Annotated in this window: 15 protein-coding genes and 2 pseudogenes; 10 read left to right on the top strand and 7 right to left on the bottom strand. The window is 67.8% G+C overall.

What is annotated here, in order from left to right:
• The first annotated feature begins 7 nt into the window (after window positions 1-7).
• The 10 genes and pseudogenes from bchB (at window position 8) to puhC (ending at window position 12,242) form a co-directional block, all read left to right on the top strand.
• A complete protein-coding gene (bchB, locus tag O9271_RS09730) occupies window positions 8-1,750 on the top strand; it encodes a ferredoxin:protochlorophyllide reductase (ATP-dependent) subunit B (protein ID WP_298268828.1) in 1,743 nt (580 codons plus the stop codon).
• Complete coding sequence (gene bchH / locus O9271_RS09725; RefSeq protein ID WP_343213883.1) at window positions 1,677-5,567, top strand: magnesium chelatase subunit H; 3,891 nt, start codon at window positions 1,677-1,679, stop codon at window positions 5,565-5,567. The genes bchB and bchH overlap by 74 nt, the downstream gene beginning before the upstream one ends.
• Window positions 5,568-5,611: 44 nt before the next feature.
• The gene (gene bchL / locus O9271_RS09720) at window positions 5,612-6,499 is read left to right on the top strand and encodes a ferredoxin:protochlorophyllide reductase (ATP-dependent) iron-sulfur ATP-binding protein (protein ID WP_298268823.1); all 888 of its coding nucleotides are present in this window, start codon (window positions 5,612-5,614) and stop codon (window positions 6,497-6,499) included.
• Window positions 6,499-7,299, top strand: coding sequence for a magnesium protoporphyrin IX methyltransferase (gene bchM / locus O9271_RS09715; RefSeq protein WP_298268820.1), 801 nt, complete (start codon window positions 6,499-6,501; stop codon window positions 7,297-7,299). The genes bchL and bchM overlap by 1 nt, the downstream gene beginning before the upstream one ends.
• A 33-nt stretch (window positions 7,300-7,332) precedes the next feature.
• Entirely contained in the window at window positions 7,333-7,665 is a 333-nt protein-coding gene (locus O9271_RS09710) for a hypothetical protein (protein ID WP_298268817.1), read from the top strand.
• 42 nt (window positions 7,666-7,707) lie between these two features.
• Complete coding sequence (gene acsF / locus O9271_RS09705; protein WP_343213893.1) at window positions 7,708-8,760, top strand: magnesium-protoporphyrin IX monomethyl ester (oxidative) cyclase; 1,053 nt, start codon at window positions 7,708-7,710, stop codon at window positions 8,758-8,760.
• 28 nt (window positions 8,761-8,788) lie between these two features.
• Window positions 8,789-10,234: a BCD family MFS transporter gene (locus O9271_RS09700; RefSeq protein WP_298268811.1), complete on the top strand. Its 1,446-nt coding sequence runs from the start codon at window positions 8,789-8,791 to the stop codon at window positions 10,232-10,234.
• Between the two features lie 29 nt (window positions 10,235-10,263).
• Window positions 10,264-11,009 (top strand): annotated as a pseudogene (gene puhA, locus O9271_RS09695) (photosynthetic reaction center subunit H).
• Window positions 11,010-11,011: 2 nt separating this feature from the next.
• Complete coding sequence (gene puhB, locus O9271_RS09690; protein ID WP_298268809.1) at window positions 11,012-11,701, top strand: photosynthetic complex putative assembly protein PuhB; 690 nt, start codon at window positions 11,012-11,014, stop codon at window positions 11,699-11,701.
• A 1-nt stretch (window position 11,702) separates the two neighbouring features.
• On the top strand, window positions 11,703-12,242 hold the full coding sequence (puhC, locus tag O9271_RS09685) for a photosynthetic complex assembly protein PuhC (protein ID WP_298268807.1): 540 nt from the start codon (window positions 11,703-11,705) through the stop codon (window positions 12,240-12,242).
• Between the two features lie 210 nt (window positions 12,243-12,452).
• Here puhC and O9271_RS09680 read toward each other — a convergent pair whose 3' ends face one another.
• The 7 genes and pseudogenes from O9271_RS09680 to pufM all read right to left on the bottom strand — a co-directional run.
• A complete protein-coding gene (locus O9271_RS09680) occupies window positions 12,453-14,357 on the bottom strand; it encodes a hypothetical protein (protein ID WP_298268805.1) in 1,905 nt (634 codons plus the stop codon).
• A gap of 13 nt (window positions 14,358-14,370) precedes the next feature.
• Window positions 14,371-15,705, bottom strand: coding sequence for a hypothetical protein (locus O9271_RS09675; protein ID WP_298268803.1), 1,335 nt, complete (start codon window positions 15,703-15,705; stop codon window positions 14,371-14,373).
• A gap of 68 nt (window positions 15,706-15,773) precedes the next feature.
• The gene (locus O9271_RS09670) at window positions 15,774-17,195 is read right to left on the bottom strand and encodes a lipopolysaccharide kinase InaA family protein (RefSeq protein WP_298268800.1); all 1,422 of its coding nucleotides are present in this window, start codon (window positions 17,193-17,195) and stop codon (window positions 15,774-15,776) included.
• Between the two features lie 2 nt (window positions 17,196-17,197).
• The gene (locus O9271_RS09665; RefSeq protein ID WP_298268797.1) at window positions 17,198-18,244 is read right to left on the bottom strand and encodes a PP2C family serine/threonine-protein phosphatase; all 1,047 of its coding nucleotides are present in this window, start codon (window positions 18,242-18,244) and stop codon (window positions 17,198-17,200) included.
• Between the two features lie 18 nt (window positions 18,245-18,262).
• Entirely contained in the window at window positions 18,263-18,904 is a 642-nt protein-coding gene (locus tag O9271_RS09660) for a VWA domain-containing protein (protein WP_298268794.1), read from the bottom strand.
• 203 nt (window positions 18,905-19,107) lie between these two features.
• Window positions 19,108-20,196, bottom strand: a complete 1,089-nt coding sequence (pufC, locus tag O9271_RS09655; protein ID WP_298268791.1) for a photosynthetic reaction center cytochrome PufC — start codon at window positions 20,194-20,196, stop codon at window positions 19,108-19,110.
• A gap of 224 nt (window positions 20,197-20,420) precedes the next feature.
• A pseudogene (gene pufM / locus O9271_RS09650) lies at window positions 20,421-21,326 on the bottom strand (photosynthetic reaction center subunit M); the annotation flags it as partial.
• Window positions 21,327-21,335: the final 9 nt, after the last annotated feature.

The following is a 21,335-nucleotide window of genomic DNA, read 5'->3' as shown; positions in this document are numbered from 1 at the left end:
GGCGGCCATGGAACTGACGCTCTGGACATATGAAGGACCGCCGCATGTGGGGGCGATGCGCATCGCCACCTCCATGAAAGGCGTGCACTATGTGTTGCACGCCCCCCAGGGCGATACCTACGCGGACCTGCTGTTCACGATGATCGAGCGGCGTGATCGCCGCCCGCCGGTCACCTACACCACGTTCCAGGCGCGCGATCTGGGTGGCGATACGGCGGAGCTGGTGAAGACGTCGGTGCGTGAGGCGTATGAGCGGTTCAAGCCCGATGCCCTCCTGGTGGGCGAATCGTGCACGGCCGAACTCATTCAGGATCAACCGGGCTCGCTGGCGCAGGGGATGTCGCTGCCGGTGCCGGTCGTTCCGCTTGAACTGCCGGCCTACAGCAAGAAGGAAAACTGGGGCGCCAGCGAGACGTTCTACCATCTCGTGCGTGCCCTGCTGCAGCCGATGGCACCGCCGCCGGGCACCACGCGTGCGCCGGTGCTGGAGGGGGTGCGCCGGGAGAACCGGCGTCCGCGCGCCAATCTGCTGGGCGCCACGGCGCTGGGGTTCCGTAACCGCGACGACGTCCGGGAAATCACGCGGTTGCTGCATGACCTCGGCGTGGACGTGCACGTCTGCGCGCCGCACAACGCCACGGTGGCCGACATCCGGCGCATCCCCGAGGCGGACTTCAACATTGTGCTCTACCCCGAGGTGGCCGACACCACCGCGCGGTGGCTCGAGAAAACGTTCCGCATGCCTACGGTGAAGACGGTCCCCATTGGCGTGCTGGCCACCCGCGAGTTCGTGCAGGAAGTCGGTACGGTCACCGGCCTCGACGTGCAGCCGCTGCTCGACCACGAGCGCGCCGGCACGGCGCAGGTGGATGCGAGCCGCTCGCTGCTGCCCTGGTACTCACGGTCGGTGGACAGCACGTACCTCACCGGCAAGCGGGTCTTCGTTTTCGGCGACGCCACGCACGTGCTGGCAGCCGCGCGCATCGCGCGCGACGAACTCGGCTTCCAGGTGGTGGGCATCGGTACCTATTCGCGCGAATTCGCGCGGCCGGTGCGCGAATATGCCGCCAGCATCGGCGTTGAGGCGCTCATCTCCGATGACTACCTGGCCGTGGAGCAGCGGGTGAGCGAGTTGGCGCCCGAACTGGTCCTCGGCACGCAGATGGAGCGCCACATCGCCAAGCGGCTCGGGGTGCCCTGCGCCGTGATCTCGGCCCCCATCCATGTGCAGGACGTGCCGGCGCGGCACTCGCCGCAGATGGGATTCGAAGGCGCCAACGTGATCTTCGACACGTGGGTGCATCCGCTCATGATGGGGCTCGAGGAACATCTGCTGCACATGTTCCGCGACGACTTCGAATTCGGCGACGGGACCTCGCCGTCGCACCTGCACCACGCGGCGCCCAAGGCGGTGGCGGCGACGGCACCGGTGCGGGAAACCGCCGATGTGTTGGCCACCTCCTTCTCCACCCCCACCCCCACCGGGACCCACGAGATCGTGGTGCCCGAGGCGGCAAGCGCCGTGGGGCTCACCGAAGAAGAGGGCGAAACCCCCGCCCCGTCATCCGCCCAGCCCGCCTCGGTGACCAGCACGCAGTGGCTGCCGCCGGCGGAGGCGGAACTCAAGAAAATTCCGTTCTTTGTGCGCGGCAAGGCGCGCCGCAACACCGAACGGTATGCCCTCGAGCACGGGATCGCCGAGATCACCGTGGACACCCTGTACGACGCCAAGGCATTCTATGGCCGCTGACACCCGCACTCCCGCAATGCGCGTCTGCATCACGACGCTGGATGCTCACCTGGCTGACGCGTTCGACCGCGCCAAACAGGGACTCGCAAGCATCCCGGGATTGCACGTGTCCATGCACATCGCGGCCGACTTCGGCACCGATCCCAAGGCCGCCGAGCGTGCGCGCCAGGACATCGCGAAAGCCAACATTGTGGTGTGCACGCAGCTGTTTCAGGAGGAGTACGCCAATGAGGTGCTCCCCGCGGTGCTCGCGCGTCGCGCCGACGCCGACGCGGTGCTCTGCGCGTTGTGCACCCCGGAACTCGTGAAGTGCACCCGGCTGGGCAAGTTCGACATGTCCGGCGGCGAAAGCCGGTCGCCCTTCTCCCCCATCTCGCTGCTCAAGAAGCTCCGCGGGTCGCGAGGCGACGGCAAGAGCAGTGGCGAGCGGCAGATGAGCGCCCTGCGTACACTTCCCAACCTGCTCAAGTTCATTCCGGGCACGGCGCAGGATGTGCGGGCGTATCTGTTGCTCATCCAGTATTGGCTGGCCGGCAGCGACGAGAACATCGAACAGATGATCCGCTACGCGGTCGACCGCTACGCCGCGGGCCCGCGGGCGAAGTTCAAGGGCGCCCTCAAGCCGGCGCAGCCGGTGACGTATCCCGAAGTGGGGCTCTGGCATCCGGCGCTGCCCAATCGCGGCATCACCGAGGAATTGTCGGCGCTTCCCAAGCGCGCCCACGCCACCGGAACGGTCGGCCTCCTCGTGGGCCGTTCGTATCTGCTGGCCGGCAACGTCGCGCATTACGCGGCCGTGGTGAACGCACTCGAGGCGCGAGGGCTCACGGTGGTGGCCGGCTTCTCGTCGGCGCTCGACGCGCGCCCCGCGATCAGCAAGTACTTCGTGGATGCGCGCGGACACGCCACCATCGATGCCATGATCAACCTCACCGGCTTCTCGCTGGTGGGCGGACCGGCGTACAACGATTCGGTCGCGGCGCAGGCGGTGCTCAAGCAGCTCGACGTCCCGTACCTCACCCTGCAGACACTCGAGTTCCAGACGATCGAGGAGTGGCAGCGCGATGCGCGCGGGCTGAACCCGCTGCAGGCCACGCTGCAGATCGCCATTCCCGAACTCGATGGGGCCATCGTGCCCACGGTGTACGGGGGCAAGGGGCAGCCGGTGGAAGGGAAGCCGGCCGCTTCGGAGCCTATCCCCGAGCGCATCGAACGCGTGGCGGAACGCGTGAGCCGCCTGGTGACGCTGCGCCGGAAGGCGCGGGGCGAGCGCAAGGTGGCCATCATCCTGTTCAACTTCCCGCCCAACGCCGGCAACACCGGCTCGGCGGCGTATCTCGCCGTCTTCCCGTCGCTGCAGCGCGTCCTCGCCGAAATGAAGGAAGGGGGCTATACGGTCGACTTGCCCGGCAGCGTCGATGAACTGCGGGAACGCATCACGCAGGGTAATCGCGAGCAGTTCGGCGCGCCGGCCAACGTGCACACGCGCATTCCCGTGGACGATCACGTGCGGCGCGAGAAGTACCTCAAGGAAATCGAGAAGACGTGGGGCCCGGCGCCCGGTCGTCAGCTCGCCGATGGGCAGAGCATTCAGGTGATGGGCGCCATGTTCGGCCATGTGTTCGTGGGGGTGCAGCCCAGCTTCGGCTGGGAAGGCGACCCGATGCGTCTGCTGTTCGAAGGCGGCTTCTCGCCCACGCACGCCTTCAGCGCGTTCTATCGTTGGCTCAAGGAAGACTACAAGGCTGATGCCGTGCTGCATTTCGGTACGCACGGCGCGCTCGAGTTCATGCCCGGCAAGCAGTCGGGACTCGATGCCACCTGCTGGCCGGAACGCCTGATCGGCGACCTGCCCAACGTCTACCTGTACGCCTCCAACAACTCGTCGGAAGGCACGCTCGCCAAGCGCCGCGGCAACGCCACGCTGGTGTCGTATCTCACGCCGCCGGTCAGCAACGCCGGGCTCTATCGTGGTCTGGCCGATCTCAAGACGAGCCTCGATCGTTGGCGCCAGATGGACAGCGGGCGGGCGGCAGACGCCGACCAGCTGCGCACGCTCGTGCAGCAGCAGGCGGCGGCGGTGGAGCTCGCGAAGGCCGAACCGGCGTGGACGCCCGACGAAACCGACGCGCGCATCGCCGAGATCCGCGAACGGCTGCTGGAGCTGGAGTACAGCCTCATCCCCACGGGGCTGCACGTGGTGGGTGAGCCCATGACGGCCGAGGCGCGCGTCGAGATGCTCATCGAGATGGCGCGCTCCGGACGTCCCGAGGTGGAGCTGCCGAGCATCGGGGACACGGTGCTGGCGGGGCACGGCGACAAGCGCACGGACGATGTGCAGGGCGCGGCCGTGGAAGCGGTCGTGCGGGCCGCCGTACAGGCGCTCGTGGACCAGGGCGATCTTCGCGCCGCGCAGAACGCCGGACGCGCCGCAGCCAAGGCGTGCGGCATGCGCCTCGCCAACGACAAGCAGTTCGACCAGCATCTCGAGCTGCTGGCCGGCTACGATGTGGCGCTGCGGGAAGACCGCGAAGTGGACGGCGTCCTGCGGGCGCTCGATGTGCGCTACGTGGAGCCCGCGCCGGGCGGTGACCTCTTGCGCAATCCGCAGGTGCTGCCGTCGGGGCGCAACATCTACGGTTTCGACCCGTATCGCGTGCCCAGCGCCGCGGCCATGCTCGAAGGGCGGGGACGCGCCGAGCAGCTGCTGGTCAAGCACCGGCAGGAAACCGGGGAGTTCCCCGAGACGGTCGCCGTGGTGCTCTGGGGTACCGACAACATGAAGAGCGAAGGCACGCCGCTCGCGCAGGTCATGGCGATGATGGGCGTGGTGCCGCGCTTCGACAGCGTGGGGCGTCTCACGGGGGCACGCCTGCTGCCGCTCGAGAGCCTCGGTCGGCCGCGCGTGGATGTGGTCATCACCCTGTCCGGCATCTTCCGCGACCTGCTGCCGTTGCAGGTGAAGCTGCTCGCCGAAGCGTCGCTGCTGTGCGCGAAGGCGGAGGAAGATCCCGCGAGCAACTACATCCGCAAGCATGTGCTGGAGACGATGCGCGACACCGGCTGCACGCTGGAGCAGGCCTCGCTGCGCGTCTTCTCCAATGCCGACGGCGCCTACGGATCGAACGTCAATCTGCTCATCGAGACGGGCAAATGGCAGGACGAGAACGAACTGGCTGACCTGTTCGTGCAGCGCAAGGGCTTTGCCTACGGTCCCGATGGCAAGCCGCAATCGCAGCCGGCGCTCATGAAGCGGGCCCTCGGCAAGGCGACGCTGTCGTTCCAGGGGCTCGATTCGGTGGACCTCGGCGCCACCGACATCGACCAGTACGTGGAGTCGCTCGGCGGCATGACGCGCGTCATTGCCCAGCAGAACGACGGCAAGGCGCCCGCCGTGTACGTGGGTGACTACGGACAGGGGCAGGGCAAGGTGCGCACGCTCAAGGAACAGGTGGAGCTGGAATCGCGCACCAAGATGCTCAACCCCAAGTGGTACGAGGCGCAGATTCAGTACGGTTACGAGGGCGTCCGCAACATCACCGGGCATCTCACCACCACCCTCGGCTGGTCGGCGACCGGTGGCAAGGGGACGGTGCCGCAGTGGGTGTACGCGGAGGCCAGCAAGACCTTCGTGCTGGACGAGGAGATGCGGAAGCGCATCGCCGATGCGAATCCGGATGCGGCGCTGGGCATTGCGCAGCGATTGCTGGAAGCGAACGACCGCGGGTACTGGCAGCCCGATGACGCCACGCTGGAGGCGTTGCGGGATGCGGCCGCCGATCTGGAAGACCGTCTTGAAGGTGTGTACGCGGCTTAACCTGTAGCACCCCCACTCCCCACGGGTAACGCAGCATGGCAACAATGAAACTCCCCATCGTGGACGCGCTCGGTGACGGCGACGGCTCCCTGCAGGTCCACCTGGACGAAAACCAGAAGATCGAGGGAGCGCTCGTCATTGCCGTGTATGGCAAGGGCGGCATCGGGAAGAGCACCACGTCGAGCAACCTGTCGGCGGCGTTCTCGAAGCTGGGCAAGCGCGTACTGCAGATCGGGTGCGACCCGAAGCACGACAGCACGTTCACGCTCACGAAGAAGATGGTGCCCACCGTCATCGACGTGCTCGAAAGCGTGGACTTTCATGCGGAGGAGCTGCGGCCGGAAGACTTCATGTTCGAGGGCTTCAACGGCGTGCAGTGCATCGAGGCCGGCGGTCCGCCGGCGGGGACGGGCTGCGGCGGGTACGTGACCGGCCAGACGGTGAAGCTGCTGAAGGAGCATCACCTGCTCGAGGACACCGACGTGGTGATCTTCGATGTGCTGGGCGACGTGGTGTGTGGCGGCTTTGCGGCACCGCTCCAGCACGCGCACTACTGCCTCATCGTCACGGCCAACGACTTCGACTCGATCTTTGCCATGAACCGCATCATTGCGGCCATTCAGGCGAAGTCCAAGAACTACAAGGTGCGACTGGGCGGCGTGGTCGCGAACCGCTCGCGCGAGACGAACGAGATCGACCGTTTCAACGCCGCGGTCGGCCTCAAGACCATGGCGCACTTTCAGGACGTGGACGCCATTCGTCGCAGCCGGCTCAAGAAGTGCACGATCTTCGAGATGGAGCCCACCGAGGACGTGGTGCAGGTACAGCACGAGTACCTCGAGCTCGCGCGCAAGATGCTCGAGGATGTGGTGCCGCTCCCTGCGGCACCGCTCAAGGATCGCGAAATCTTTGACCTCTTGGGATTCGACTGATGGCTCCGACCGTGAACAATTCTCCGACTCCAGGTCCGTCGTTCGAGGGAACGCCGCTTGGGGGTTCGCACGCCGCATCGGTGTCGTACCGCGAGCGGCGGGCCTGGATCGGGGAGTATTTCGACCGCACCGCCGCCGACGCCTGGAAGGCGCTCACCTCTGATGCGCCGGTGTCCAGGGTGCGCGCCACGGTGCGCGCCGGTCGGGATCGCATGCGCAGCACGCTGCTGGCGTGGCTGCCTCCCGACCTGCATGGCAAACGGGTGCTCGATGCCGGCTGCGGTACCGGGACGGCATCGATCGAGCTGGCTCAACGGGGGGCCGAGGTGGTGGCGATCGATCTCTCCCCCACGCTCGTGGAGCACGCGCAGGAGCGGGCGGAGGAGATGGGAATCGACGACATCGATTTCCGCTCCGGGGACATGCTCGACCCGTCGCTCGGGCCCTTCGATTACGTGGTGGCCATGGATTCCATCATCCACTACGAGCTGGAGGACATGGTGAAGGCGCTGGCCACGCTGGCCCCGCGGGTGAACGAGCGCATGCTCATCACCGTGGCGCCACGCACTCCCATGCTCTCGGTGATGCGCGCCGTGGGGAAGCTCTTTCCGCGCTCCGACCGCTCCCCGTCCATCGTGCCGGTGTCCGAGAACGCCTTCCGCAAGGCCCTTGCCGCGGAGCCGGTCCTTGACAGCTGGGGGATGGTGGGCACCAGACTCATCGAGTCCGGGTTTTACCGATCGATGGCGATCAATCTGCAACACGCCACGCTGGGTGCCCATGGCACGCGGCGGGGCTGACCGACACATGCCGAAGCACCGGGAGGACGCAGGATGGACGTGATGACATGGGGGCTGGTGGCGGCTGCCGCCGTGGGGGGAGGGGTCTGGTATGCGGCGTCGCGCAAGAGCGAGGTGCCGTGTACCGTCGACTTGGAGATGACCCACGACCATTTCCACGCCCACGTGGATCTGCAAGGGGTGGAGGTTGATCCCGGCGACGAGGTGCTGGTACGCAACACGCCCAACCGGATCGCGTTCGGCACGACCACCACGTTCGAATCGAGCGCCGAAGTGAAGCGCGCGAGCTGGCTCAAGCGCCAGATCGTGAAGCTCACCGGCGGCACCGAAATTCACGAACTCTACGAAGTCGGCTTCGAAGGCTGATCAGACATGTACTCCACCGAGACAGACGTACCCGTCCGCGCGATGAAGCCGGTGAACGACACGACGAAGGCGGCCCAACAGGACGCCATCCTCAATCCGCGCTTCTACACCACCAACTTCGCCGAAATCGACGCGCTCACGATCACGCCGGAGAACCGGCAAATGTGGGATGAGATTCTGGCGGAGTTCCGGCGCGATCCCAACAAGGATCACTTCAAGCGCAACGCCGAGTTCGATCAGGACTTCTCCGACATGGACCCGGCGCTGCGTGAGCAGTTCATCGAGTTCCTCACATCGTCGGTGACGGCCGAGTTCTCGGGGTGCATCCTGTACGCCGAGATCAAGAAGCGCATCAAGAACCCCGACGTGCGCGAACTGTTCGGCTTCATGAGCCGCGACGAAGGGCGCCACGCGGGCTTCATCAACCACACGCTGAACGATTTCAACGTGGCGGTCGATCTGAGTTTCCTCACGAAGTCCAAGAAGTACACGTACTTCCAGCCCAAGTTCATCTACTACGCCACGTACCTGTCGGAAAAGATCGGCTACGCGCGCTACGTCACCATTTATCGCAACTTCGAGAAGCAGCCGGACAAGCGGTTCCATCCGATCTTCAAGTGGTTCGAGAACTGGTGCCTCGACGAGTTCCGCCACGGGGAGGCGTTCGCGGTGCTCATGCGCTCGAATCCACAGTTCCTCGAAGGGGTGAACAAGCTGTGGATCCGCTTCTTCCTGCTGGCCGTCTTCTGCACCATGTATGTGCGCGACCACAGCCGGAAGCCGTTCTTCGACTTCATGGGTATCGACGTCGACGAGTACGATCGCAGCGTGATCGCCCTGACGAACCTCATCAGCCGGCAGGTGTTCCCCGAGACCATCGACACCGAGAGCGAGGCGTTCTGGGGGCTCATGCACAAGATGTGGCTCAACACCGACGCCATGCGGAAGGCCGAGGCGGAGGGCAGCGGGCTGTTCACCACACTCAAGGTGGCGGCTCTCAAGGTCTCCAACGGGCTGACGTTCCTGCGCCTGTTCCTGCACACGCCGCATCGTCAGCCGCTACCGGCTGACGTGCGCATGCAGCCGGTGTGGTGATGTCGGTGCGCACACCGGGAGTGGCGTGATGGCGTCCGCATCCGATCGGATCGTCAATGTCTGGCGCAACGTGGGCAGCCAGTACCTGCCGTTCGCCGACGTGGCCACGAACGACGTCCCGCTGTCCCGCCTCCTGCGGCTGTCGCTGTTCCAGCTGTCGGTGGGCATGGTGCAGACGCTGTTCGTGGGCACGCTCAACCGCGTGATGATCCTCGAACTCGGGGTGCCCGCGTCGCTGGTGGCGATCATGCTCGCCATTCCGCTGCTCGTCGCGCCCTTCCGTGCCCTGGTCGGCTTCAAGTCGGATACGCACAAGAGCATTCTGGGGTGGAAGCGGGTACCCTATCTGTGGTTGGGCACACAGATGCAGTTTGGCGGGTTGGCCATCATGCCCTTCGCGCTGCTCGTGCTGTCGGAAGGGGGCGGCCGCGCCCCGCTGTGGGTGGCCTATGCCGGGACCGGCCTGGCCTTTCTGCTTGTCGGCGCCGGTGCCCACACCACGCAGACGGCGGGGCTGGCGCTGGCCACCGATATCGTCGACGAGGACAAGCGGCCGCGCGTCATTGCGCTCATGTACCTCATGATGCTCATGGGGACGCTGGTAAGCGCTCTGGTGCTGGAACGGCTGCTGCAGAACTTCACGCCGTTCACGCTCATCCAGGTCATTCAGGGCACGGCGGTCTTCACGGTGGTGTGCAACGCCTTCTCGCTCTGGAAGCAGGAAGTGCGGGTGCGTGGGGTCGTGGAGTACCAGAAGGGGGAACGGCGACCGATGTTCCGCGATGCCTGGCGTACCTTCAGCGAAGGGGGCCAGGCCGTGCGCCTGCTGCTGGCGTCGGGGCTCGGGTTCTTTGCCTTCAACCTGCAGGACGTGCTGCTCGAGCCGTACGGCGGGGAAATCCTCAAGTTCACCGTGGCCGAAACGACGGCGCTCACGGCCATCATGGCCTTCGGCGCGGTCATTGCCTTCGCCTGGTCGGCCAACGTCATGCGGGCCAACACCGATCCCATCAAGCTGGCGTCGCACGGGGCGATCGTGGGCATTCTGGGGTTTGCCCTCATTGCGGCCGCCAGCCTCGCCAAGTCGGCGTTTCTTTTCCGCGTCGGCGTCATGATGATCGGTTTCGGGGAAGGGTTGTTCGGGGTGGGGACGCTGTCCTACGCCATGAACATCCGTGATGCGTCGCAGCACGGCATCGCGCTGGGCGCGTGGGGGGCGGTGTTCGCCACCGCGGAGGGCCTGTCTTTCGCCGTGAGCGGCATCGCCAAGGATTGGCTGTCCCACCTGGTAAGCCGGGGGGCGCTGGGGGCCGGCATCACGAGTCCTGCCGCGCCCTATACCATGGTGTACCTCACGGAAGTCGTCGTGCTGCTGGCGACGCTCATTCCGTTGTTCTCCCTGCTCCGGCGCGAGCCGGTTCAGGATGCTGTAAATTCCCGTCGTTCATTCGGTCTCGCCGATATTCCGGCCTGATCGGTAACCCTCCGCACCGGAGCCGTCTCATGATGGAGTACATCGATGGTGCCCAGATCGCGCTGTATGCGTTCTGGCTGTTCTTCTTCGGCCTGATCATCTATCTCCGCCGCGAAGACAAGCGCGAGGGCTATCCGCTCGAGTCGCCGCAGGGGCCGCGTGAAGGGTGGCCGAAGCCCGGCGCGAAGAAGACCTACATCCACCGCGATCACAGCGAGGGCGCGCACTGATGTCCGACGTCAAGTTCGTACCAGCCGACAATTACAACGGCTCGCCCATCGTGCCCACGGGTGACCCGATGATCGACGGGGTCGGGCCGGCCGCGTGGGCCACTGATCGCCGCGACGAACCCGATCTCACGTATCATGGTTCGCCCAAGATCGTGCCGATGCGCCTCGATCCCACCTACTCGGTGGCCAAGGGCGATCCCGATCCGCGCGGGCTTCCCGTGATCGCCGCCGACAAGCAGGTGGCCGGCACGGTGATCGACCTGTGGGTGAACCGCTCGGAGCCGCAGGTCTCGTATTACGAAGTGCAGCTCGCCAACGCCGAGCGGCGGGTGCTGTTGCCGGTCGGATACGTACAGTGGCCCAACCTCGGCCTCTGGGGCAACGACAAGCTGCTGGTGAAGTCGATCACTGCCGCCCAGTTCGCCAACGTGCCGGCCACCAAGCGTGACGACCAGATCACGCTGCTCGAGGAAGATCGTATCGGCGCGTACTACGCCGGTGGTCACATGTACGCGTTCGCCGAACGCTCGCAGCCGATCATCTGATTATGAGCCAGTTGGAAGGCGGCACGCCAACGGCGCCAGCGGCGCCACAATACATTCGTGGCGTGCCGCACCCGCTCCCCGACGGCGAGCGGTTGCTGTGGGAGGGAGCGCCGTCCATGAAGTCGGTGGCCACGCACGTGTTCCACTGGCGTCTCGTGGCGGCGTATTTCGCGGCGATGCTCGCCCTCTGGGCCATCTCCACCGAGCACGAGCCGGGGAGCGAGGTGTACGTGGCCAGCGCCGTGGTCCGCGTGGCGCTGGCGGCGTTCGTGATGCTGGCGGCGCTCGGGCTCTCGCGCGCCGTCGCCACCACGTCGTGGTATGCCATCACCACCCACCGCGTGGTGATGCGCGTGGGCATGGCCTTCCCCATGTCCATCAATATCCCCTTCAAGCTGCTCGAATCGGCCGGGGTCGGCACCTTCAAGGATGGCACCGGGCAGGTCACCATGACGCTGCAGAAGGGGAGCCGCATTGCGTACATCGCGCTCTGGCCGCACTGCCGCGTCTTCCGCTTCACGCACCCCGAGCCGGTGTTGCGCGGACTCGAGGAGCCGCAGCGCGTGGCGCAGATTCTCTCGCGCGCCGTGGCCGACTTCGCCGAGGCCGACGCGGACACGCGGGTGGAGCGCAGTGGCCCCGCCGAGCGCATGAACAGCGGACTGGGCATGCCCTCGCCGGCGAGCGTGTAGCGTGAACCAGCAACAGCCGGGCATCATCTTCGAGCCGGAACCGGGAGAACGTCCAGGGGGCGCCCCACCGCTCGTCGTGCCCAAGCCGGCGCTGCAAATGGCGGGGCTCCTCATCGCCACCGTCTTTGCTCTCGCCATTGCCGCCCGCTTCTTCGGCTTCGGCGCGTTCCGCGAAGTGCCCACCACCGTCCTCATCGAACGGTCGCTGCGTTTCGAGGATGCACCCAATCAGGGCATCACCGTCATCGACGCCACGACCAACAAGGTCGCGGTGGTGCTGGCGCCCGGCAGCAACGGCTTCCTGCGTGGGGCGCTGCGCGCGCTCACCCGCAGCCGCCGGGCCGCCGGTGTTGGGGCGACTGCGCCCTTCCGCCTCGTGCGCTATACCGACGGCCGCCTCGTGCTGCACGATGATGCCACCCGCCAGCAGGTCACGATCACCAGCTTCGGCCCCACGCAGATCGAAAGCTTCGACAACCTGCTCAAGGAGAAGCCGGGACCGGGACCGACCGTGGCCCCGCCCTTCGTGCCGGTACGCTGAGAGCTGAGAGCTGCGATCTGAGAGACGAGCCGGGGAGTTGAGCCGGCAGGCGGAGCGTCGAGCCCGGATCGCCGTGAGAGTTGAGGGTTCCAGCAGCGAGAATTGAGGTACTCAACTCTCACCGCGAGGCCGCTCAATTCTCACGGCGATCCGGGCTCAACTCGTTGCCTGCGGACTCAACGCTCCCACGCACCGCTCGCGTCTCGCCCCTCACTTCTCGCGCTGCCCCGCCGCCTTGACGGTCACGTTGCACGTCATTTCGCCCGTGCGCAGGCGCCGGTAGAACACGATGTTCACCGTGAGATCGAGCGCACCGCCCGCGTCGAATCGCCCGTTCAACCGCGTCGTGAGCGCCGTCATGGTGCGCGCCTGATCGGGCACAATGCGGAAGGTGCTGGCGAAGTAGCCGTCGGGGTCCACGTTCGAGGGGAAGAGGTCGCCCCCCTGAAACGCCACGGCGAGGGTGTCCGCCCCCGGCAGGTGCGTGACCACGGCAATGTCCTCGGCGTTGGGGGGGCGGGTCCACACCTGCGTGCATTCGGGCGAGCCCACCGCGGAAGCCGCGGCGTACCGAATGCGATACCGGCCCGCCACGCCGCGGGCACGCACCCCGCTCGCGGGTGCGCTCCTCTCCGCGGCCCTGGCGCCCGCAGCCCCCAGGGTGGGGGGCTTTCCCGGCCCGCGGGCCGCCGTGGCGGTGGCGCGTTCCGCGCGGAAGCGCACCACGGTGCCGAACTCGGTGATGATCTCGGCGATGTCGTCCTTGCGGTACTCGTGACGCAGCCCCGTGCGCATGTCGCGGAAGATCACCGTGCCGGCGCGCACCACATCCACCCGCCCGCGCATCGTCTCGCCGCTCACGAAGTGCAATTCGTCGTAGGTGATGGGCGTGGCCGAGGACGGGGTCTGCATGCGACGCCCTTCGCCGGCGGCGCGACGTGCCGGCTGCACGAAGACCATGCGCCCACTGTCGGCGCCGGTCGCCAGCAGCCCGCGCGTAATGGAGGGGACGCCCGGCTTCTCCGGCGCGAGAATCGTCACGCCGCCGGTGAGCGCCGGTGACACGGTGCGCGCACTGGTGGGATCGGCGCCGGTGGGAAGCCGCCGGTCGGGCACGGTGGGGAAGCCCCCCGCTCCGGTGGCGACGGCGCCGCCCGGCAGGGACAGGCCAGCGGAACGCCTCACCGGCTCACCCGGCACATCGGCGGTGGAGACGAGCGGACGTGTCACCTCGGTGTCCTCGAGCGAGGGCATGGGCGCCGACATTGCCGCCGACGGGCTGTTGGCCGGCGCGCCGGAGAGCCTCGCCGGCTGACCGGGGGGCGCGGCGCCCGCCGCGGCCTGTGCCACCAGCTCGTCCCCCGGCGTATCGCCGGTCACAGTGACCACGGCCACGCGCGTCACGATCCCCAGCGCCATGACGCAGATGGTGGCGAAGAGCGCCTTGGGAAGCCACGCGGGCACACTGCTCCCACCGCCTCCAGAGCGCGTTCGCGGCGTGTAGGACGGATTGAAGCGCGCGGGAGGGGCAACGGTGCTGCGCGGCGTTCCGCGGGCTCCAGCGGGCTGCTGGAGCCCTTTGCTGGCCATTCCGGCGCCGCCGCGCGCACGCGGTCCTGGAGCAGCGGCTGCTGGCGTGCCGGCCATGGCGGCGGCCACGGCCCGCGCCGCCTGTGCGGCCTGCGCGCCCGCGACCGCCGCACCGGCGTTGAGCCGCGCGGCCATCGCCGCCATGGACTCGCGCTTGGGGGGCGGGGCCACGCGTACCTGCGACTCGTCGATGACCCGCAACGCGTACGCCCACGACTCCACCGCCCACCGGGCCATCTCGGGTTGCACGAACCGTTCGCTGCTCCATTGCAGCACGAAGGGGGCAACCATGGCGTCGAAGCGCCCGGTATCCACCGCGCCCGACGGCAACCGGTCGCGCCAGCCGCGTCGCAGCGCTTCGATGAGGAATTCGGCCAGGGGGCGCGCATCACTCCCGGTGTGATCGAGCAACCGGTTGCGGAGCACGAACAGCGAGGGCGCGTCCCAGTGGGCAGGGCTCTCGTCGACGAGGGTGCGCAGCGCATCACGCATGCGCACCCGGGGATCGAGGGGCGAGCCCATCACGCCCCCGCGCCCCTCACGGCAGGCGTCGGCGCCCGGTCAGGTCGGCAGTCACGACACACGTCTGAATCTTGCCCCAACGGAGAATGGCATCGGTGTGAGTTACGCTCTCCCCGGTGAAGCCATCCGGCCCGAACCGGCCGCGCATCTGGAAGCGCCAGTTCACGTTGTTCGTGGTGCCGGCCCGCGGTTCCGAGACAAACGTGCCGTCGCGGTCGAGCGTTCCTGCCACGCGCCGTGTGCTCAGGACGAAGGTGGGCGCTCCGGGCGTGTGCACCACGCGCTCCTCCGATTCGCGCCCGCTCGCGAGGGCCTGAGCCACGGCGTCGCAACTGGTGCTGCCGCTCACATCGCGTACGCGCTGCCTGACCACGTAGCGCCCCGCCACACCGGTTTCGCGCACCGGAAGGTCGGGCGGGAAGGCGTTCCCGCCCGGCATGGCGAGCCGATCGCGCGCTTCCGGTGAGGCCTCCGCGTTGGTGTCCACCGGAGGCGCTGCTGCCGCTGCCGCGCCCGCTTTCACGGCGGGGGCAGGGGCGGCAGGTGCCGGTGCGCCCTCGCCCACCGGAACGGCGGCCACTGGAAAGGCGGCCACCGGAACGGCGGCCACCGGCGTGGTGACATCGGGGCGGTTCCGCAAGGCGTTGCGCAGCCCGATGGTAATCATCACGAGCAGCACTGCCAGAATCAGCGCCGCTCGCCGCTCCGCCGGCTGAAAACGCGGCCCGGAGACCGGCGCGCCGCGCACCACCACCCGGCCGCTCTGGGCCATCGCCGCGAGTGTGGCGGCCTTGGGCTTCTGCCCTACCCGGAAGGACACCGGGCCGCCGGCCCAGCTTGGCGTCTGCTTGAGGGCCGCCGGTACCTGCTGCGGCGTGAGCACGCGTGGCTGAGGCGCGGCGACGTGAGCGGAGGGTGCCGTTGCACGGGCAGGCCGGGTGGCCGCCGCGCCCGCGGCCGCGGTCGCCCCCGGCGCACTGGCTGCCTCGAGTGCCGGCGGGGCCACGACGCTCGACGGCACGATGCCAAGCAACTGCCCCCAGACGTCCACGGCCCAGCGTGCCACATCGGGCTGGAGATAGCGCGTGGATACCAGCCGGTGCACCAGCGGCGCCCGTGCATGGACCCACGAGCCAGCGGTCTGCGGCGGCAGCGACGCCAGCGGCGGGCGCACCACACGGCCCAGGTCGATGACCAGTTCCACCAGCGGCCGATAGTCGCTGCCGCACTCGTCGAGCACACGCCCTACCTCGGCGCGCGTTGGTGCGGCCGGATCCGCCATGCCCGGCCACACCGTCACGAGGGCGGCGCAAACGCGAGCGAAGGCATCGGTGGACGAAGCAGTGGACATGACCTGGGGAGACGAACGGGACACCACGTCGGTGCGCCGACGGGGCGCCCCCGACGGGCTACGGCAACCTACAGCGTACCGATGCGCAACACCCGCGCGGGCAATTCGTCGCCGATGCGCACCGTGAGACCGCTCACGAGCTCGAGTGACGCATTGCGGCCGATGGACGGCCCGTCCACCACGTGCCACGGGGTGTCACTGGTGTTCACCATCCACCACTTGCCCGCGTGCTGCGCCACGTACCCACGGGCGGTGCGGTCGGCCTTCTCGTTGGGGAGCGTGCCCACACGCAGGTGCCAGTCATGCAGCGCCAGGTGATGAAACAGCACGAACAGGTCCTGCTCGTCGACCACCCCCTGCGGCGTATCGCGCAACAGATGCGCCACCAGCACCGGCCCCGACACCCGTTCGTCGCCGGCGAGTGACGCGTTGGGCAACCCCGAGCCCACGAGCGTCCACTTGCCGCTCGGCAGGGGATGCAGCCGCTGCATCGTGCGATACAGCGCCGCCTCCCACTCCGCGGCATCGGCGCGCTTGCCCGGGGTGTGCAGGCCATCGACGAAGGTACGGGTGAAGCACTGCGCCAGATGCGGCCCCAGTCGGGAGAAGGGGACGGTGATGGGCGTGTGCGGCGGATTGCGGCGGTCGGTGGGGTGCTCGATGAACAGCGCCCGTGCCCCCATCGACAGCTGCTCATCCTCCTCGGCCGACCGCGTGCTGTTGACGCGCTTGCCCTGCAACGGATGGCGTTGCAGCAGCAGTTCATACAGCAGCACCGCCAAGGCATGCTTGTCGGTGGCGATGCTGGGCTGGGCCTTGTTCGCGAGCACTTCGGGCGCGATGTAGCCCGGGGTGCCGAGCACACTTGGCGGCGCCACGCCTGGCACCACGAGTGAATCGATGTCGATGATGCAGGCATCGCCCCCCTTGGGGTCGACCAGCACGTTCTTGTTCGACAGGTCTGCGTGGGCGAGACCGGCCATGTGCAACCGCCGCACGGCCCGCGAGAGCCGCACCGCCACCTGCAAGCGCGTGAGCAACGTTCCCGTTTCCGCTTGCGGCACGAACTTCGAGGCCTTGCCGCCGGTGAACCAGCGCACCTCCTTCTCCTGCTTGCTGCCGAAGCGATCGCTGAAGTAGAAGTTGCCGCGATAGGTGGGGGTGACGACGGCCAGGGGGGGCCAGACCAGCTGCTGCCGCTGGGCAAACGCCAGCGGGATGGCCTGCGCGCCATCCACCATCCCCACCGGCCAGCAGAAGTACGGCGACCAGTACGCGCCGTTGGCCGCCAGGGTGGGATTGTAGTTGGTCAGAATGCGCGTCAGCCGATCGACCCGTTCGCGCCGGTCGCTCAGCGTGCCATAGTAGAACCCCACGGCAAATTGTCGATCGCGCGTGAGGAACACGCGCTTCTCCGCACCGGTGCCCACCGGTTCATCGTCCAGCTGCAGCGTGCGCCCGTCGGTGAGGCGGCAGTGCACGGTACCCATGATCAGGCGCCCGCGGGGCGCACGCCGGCCGTGGCCACGAAGGCATCGGTGTACGCGAGGCACAGCGTACGGTCGTCGTTTTCGCCGCGCTTCTCGAAGGCCAGCCATTCGGCCAGGGCGTGCACGGGGTCGGCGGCGCCCAGCACCGAGTCGGTCCATGCCGGCACGAGCGACGCCGGCATGGCGGCGTCGGACTCCGCATGGCGCCCGGTGGCAAGCAGCTGCACCAGGGGCTTGGCGAAGCGGGTGAACGGATACCACGGGTCCTCCACGCCGTCGCTGGCGAGCAGCACCGCCGCCACGTTGGTGGCCGGCATGAGGCGCAACGAGGTCTGCAGCACGTCGAGCGCGCCGTCGTCGGGCAGGAAGTGCGCGACCTCGCCGGAGTAGTCGCCGGTGGCGGCTGCCTGCGGGTGGGACATGGTTCCGTCGTCGTGCAGCACGGCCATGGCTCCGTCCCCCACCTGCATCACGGCGAGGGTGCTGCCATGCCGCGCGGCCACGAGCAGCGTGGTGCGCAGGTCACGGGGGGCGAGGGCGGCATGGGTCGCGAACGCGCGCTGCCGGTCGTGTACCACCTGCGCGGCCTGCCGCATGGCCGGACCGAGCGCGGCGGCCGGCGCACTGCCGTGCGACAGCGCCTCGCGAAGGGCGTGCGTGACCGTGTGGGTTGCGAGCGCGCTGCCGAGGCGGCTGTACGCCGCCGAGCCGGCGCCGTCGGCCACGGCCGCGCACCAGCCGTCGTGAAAGTGCACGAGGTGACCGGCGTCCTCGCGGTGCTCGCCGCGGTGCGCATGCAGCCGTCCGCGTCGCGAGGAGAGCAGCAGCGACCAGGGCGCCGCGCGCAGCTGCACGCCGGTGGCCTCGTGTGCGGCCGCTGCCTGTCCGCGGTGAGGCAGTCCCGGTGCGAGCCGCTCGAGATGCTCGCGCCATTCGTCGGGACACCACGGGGTGGTGGGCACGACCGCCTTCCACGTGGGACGGACGGGCGCGACCTCGGTGGCAGCGGACTCGGACGGCGTGTCGTCAGGGCGGGGAGTGGATTCCACGGTACTGCGGATCGTGCCTTACGGAACGATCGTGATGCCGGGTGGCGGCGGCGGCAGCGTAATGCTTCCCCCATCGGCCACGGCCCCGACCTTGGCGCTCGTCTGCTTCACACTGGCCGACACGAACCGGAAGAAGGCCTTGAACGCATCGGGGGACATGTCCTGCATCTGGATGACGATCTCGGTGACCTGCTTGAGCGCCTCGACGTCGGCCTGATCGCCGCAGGCCACGGCGATGATGTTGGCCGGGCGCCGCTCCCGCAGCTGCTGCGCGTACACTGGCCAGTCCACATCGGTGGGGGCGCCGTCGGAGAGGATGAACACCAGCGGACGCCAGTCGCCCTTCTGCTCGGCGGTGGTGCGCATGATCTCGCGGTCGAAGCTCTCGAGGAGGAGTCGCAGGCCGTCGCCGAAGTTCGTGGAGCCGCTCGCCACCAGGTCGGGCGGGTTGAACATTGCCACTTCGGTGAGCGGCACCAGCTGCTGCGCCGAGTTGGAGAAGGTGAGGACCGAGAGGTACGCGCTTTCGATGGCCTGCGGGTCGCCCAGCAGGTCGCGGTGCAGCTGGCGGATCCCCGACTTCACCGATTCGATGGGGGTACCCTGCATCGAACCGGATACGTCGGCAAGGATGTACACGGGCAGTCGGCGCGTAGACACGGCAGGACTCGGAGGGAAAGGGTGAAACGGGCAAGAACGCCCGGGGGTCGGTGGACACCCCGGGTCAACGCACGATGAATGCGCGAGGGCGGGTGGCGGTTTCTGCCATGCGGGAAGCAGTAACCCCGCGACGCCGGTGAGGCGCCGCGGGGTTGGCCGCACGGCGGGCCAGGGGCCCTATGCGCGGAGCTGAAACGTGCGGGTCAGTTCATACCCACCGGTGCGGCCGGCGCCGTCTTGGCGCTGGTACGCTGTGCTGGCGCGGCCACGGGAGTGGCCACGGTGCTGTCACGCTTGGTGGTGTCCGCCGCCATGGTCATGATCCCCGGGAAGGGGGCTCCGTTCCAGTCGGCGCGTCCCCAGAGGGCAGGGAAGTCCTTGGTCATCTGGGCCCCGTACAGCGGCTTGTACGCCCCGTTGTGGCAGGTGACGCACTGGGCCTTGGGCGCATCGCCCATGGCGCCAAGGCGCACCGCGGGATAGACCGGCTGCAGCGGCGCCAGGTAGTTCTGGTTCACGTCGCGCAGCATGAGGATGCCGTGGTAGGCGGTCACACGCTGCGGCGGCGCTTCCCGCCAGGAGGAGAACTGGCGGCTGTTGTGGCAGTACGTGCAGTTCACCCCGAGCGAGCGCGACTGCGAGATCATGAGCGCGTACGTCCACTCCGTCTGCTTGACCGAACTGCGGTTGACACTGGCCGGGGCAACGGTCTGGCTGATCACGCGCGCGCCATCCCGGTCGAGGTAGTGCCGCAGGTAGTCGGTCTGGCTCGAGTAGAACCAGAGGCCGTTGGGCAACGGCTTGCCCATGTGGCAGGTGTAGCAGGTCACGCCGGTGTTCTTCACGTGCTGCGAGTACTGCCCGTTGATCTGCCGCGTCATCTGCAGCATGCGGCGGGCGACCAGCTTGGTGTACAGCGGCTTGCCGTTGGGCAGCGTGTCGTCCTGGAAGGCGGCGACGTTGTGGCAGTAGGCGCAGTTGCCCGTGCCCGCCACCCAGGTGCTCATGGCAATCATGGTGCGGTTGAACTCCGCCACACTGATGTCGTTGAGCACCTGCACGTTCTTCCACGGCAGCGGGCCCGGCGGTGATTCCCCGGCCGGCGGCGGACTCTGTGGAATCTTGACCTGGGCGAACTTGGCCTTCAGATCGCCGTGGTCGTAGTTCTGCTCCATGGCCGTACCGCGGTACCCCACCTGGACCGTGTCCACGGCCGCGTCGCCACAGGCCCCGAGGGACAGCAGGGCAAGGGGGAGGCCGGCCGTGGTGACCCATCGACGTGCGGACTTCACTGGACACCTCCCGACTTCGTGGAATCGGTCTTCAGCGAGTCGACCTTGAGCGAGTCGGCCATGAGGGAATCCACGGCAACCGGCGCTTCCGCCGTATCGGGCATGGTCGCGTTCTGCGGCACGACATACGACGGGAAGGAATCGGGGGCGGTGCCCTGATACCGGCCGCGCAGCAGGTCGGCTTGTTCTGGCGTGAGCTGGTTCTGCGCCGGGTACGGCGCCACGAGGCCGTGCTTCACACCCCACAGGTACCAGTTGTCGACCACGGTGCCGGTGAGGAGGATGCCGATACCGCCCGTGAAGGTGGTGAGCACCGCGAACCACCAGGACCAGCGATGGATCGACTCCATGGTGGCGTTGAAGCCCATGCACCAGCGCCAGAAGAGCATCGAGCGTTCGGCCGCCGTGCCGCGGTCGGTGATCTGCTCGATTTCGCGCTCACCGCCCATGCGGGCCACGGCCAGGATGGTGGCACCGTGCATCGCGAAGAGCACGGCGGAGCCGTACAGGAAGGCGATGGAGAGGGCGTGGAACGGGTTGTAGTACAGGTTGCCGTAGCGGATCGAGAACGCCGCCGTCCAGTCGAGATGCGGGAAGATGCCGAAGGGCACCATCTCGCTCCAGCTGCCAACGAGCAGCGGCTGGAAGAAGAACGTGGAGTAAAGGAAGATCGCGCTGGCGAAGGCCCATGGGAGATGCGTGCCCATTTGCAGGGCACGCGCCCGGCGGTACACCCGCACCCACCACAGGATGATGCTCAGGGTGAGGAAGAAGCCGGCCATGAGGTACCAGCCACCCTGATTGAGCGGCGGGATGCGCAGCCCGTACTGCGGCGGCGGCGGCTCGAGGGCCAGCCACGGAAGCTGGCGGATGAACTCCACCGGATCCCAGCCCACCGAGGCCCACATGTTGAGGCCGATGATCTCGAAGGCGATGAAGCCGAAGATCAGCGACAGCACCCCGGCCCAGCCCAGATAGATCGGGCCGATCTGCGCGTCGCCGAACTTGCCGGCGAGATACGAGAAGGTGGGGGTGCCGTACCGCGTACCCGTCGATTCGTCGATCGGGATCCCCGCTTCGGGGAGCGTCCGGACCTGGACGCGCGTGAACAGATTCTGGTATTCAAGCATGGTGACCGG

The sequence above is a fragment of the Gemmatimonas sp. genome (assembly GCF_027531815.1).
In the GTDB taxonomy this organism is placed as follows: Bacteria; Gemmatimonadota; Gemmatimonadetes; order Gemmatimonadales; family Gemmatimonadaceae; genus Gemmatimonas.
The sequence above is the reverse complement of the archived record's forward strand: the minus strand, read 5'-3'. Positions and strand labels throughout refer to the sequence as shown.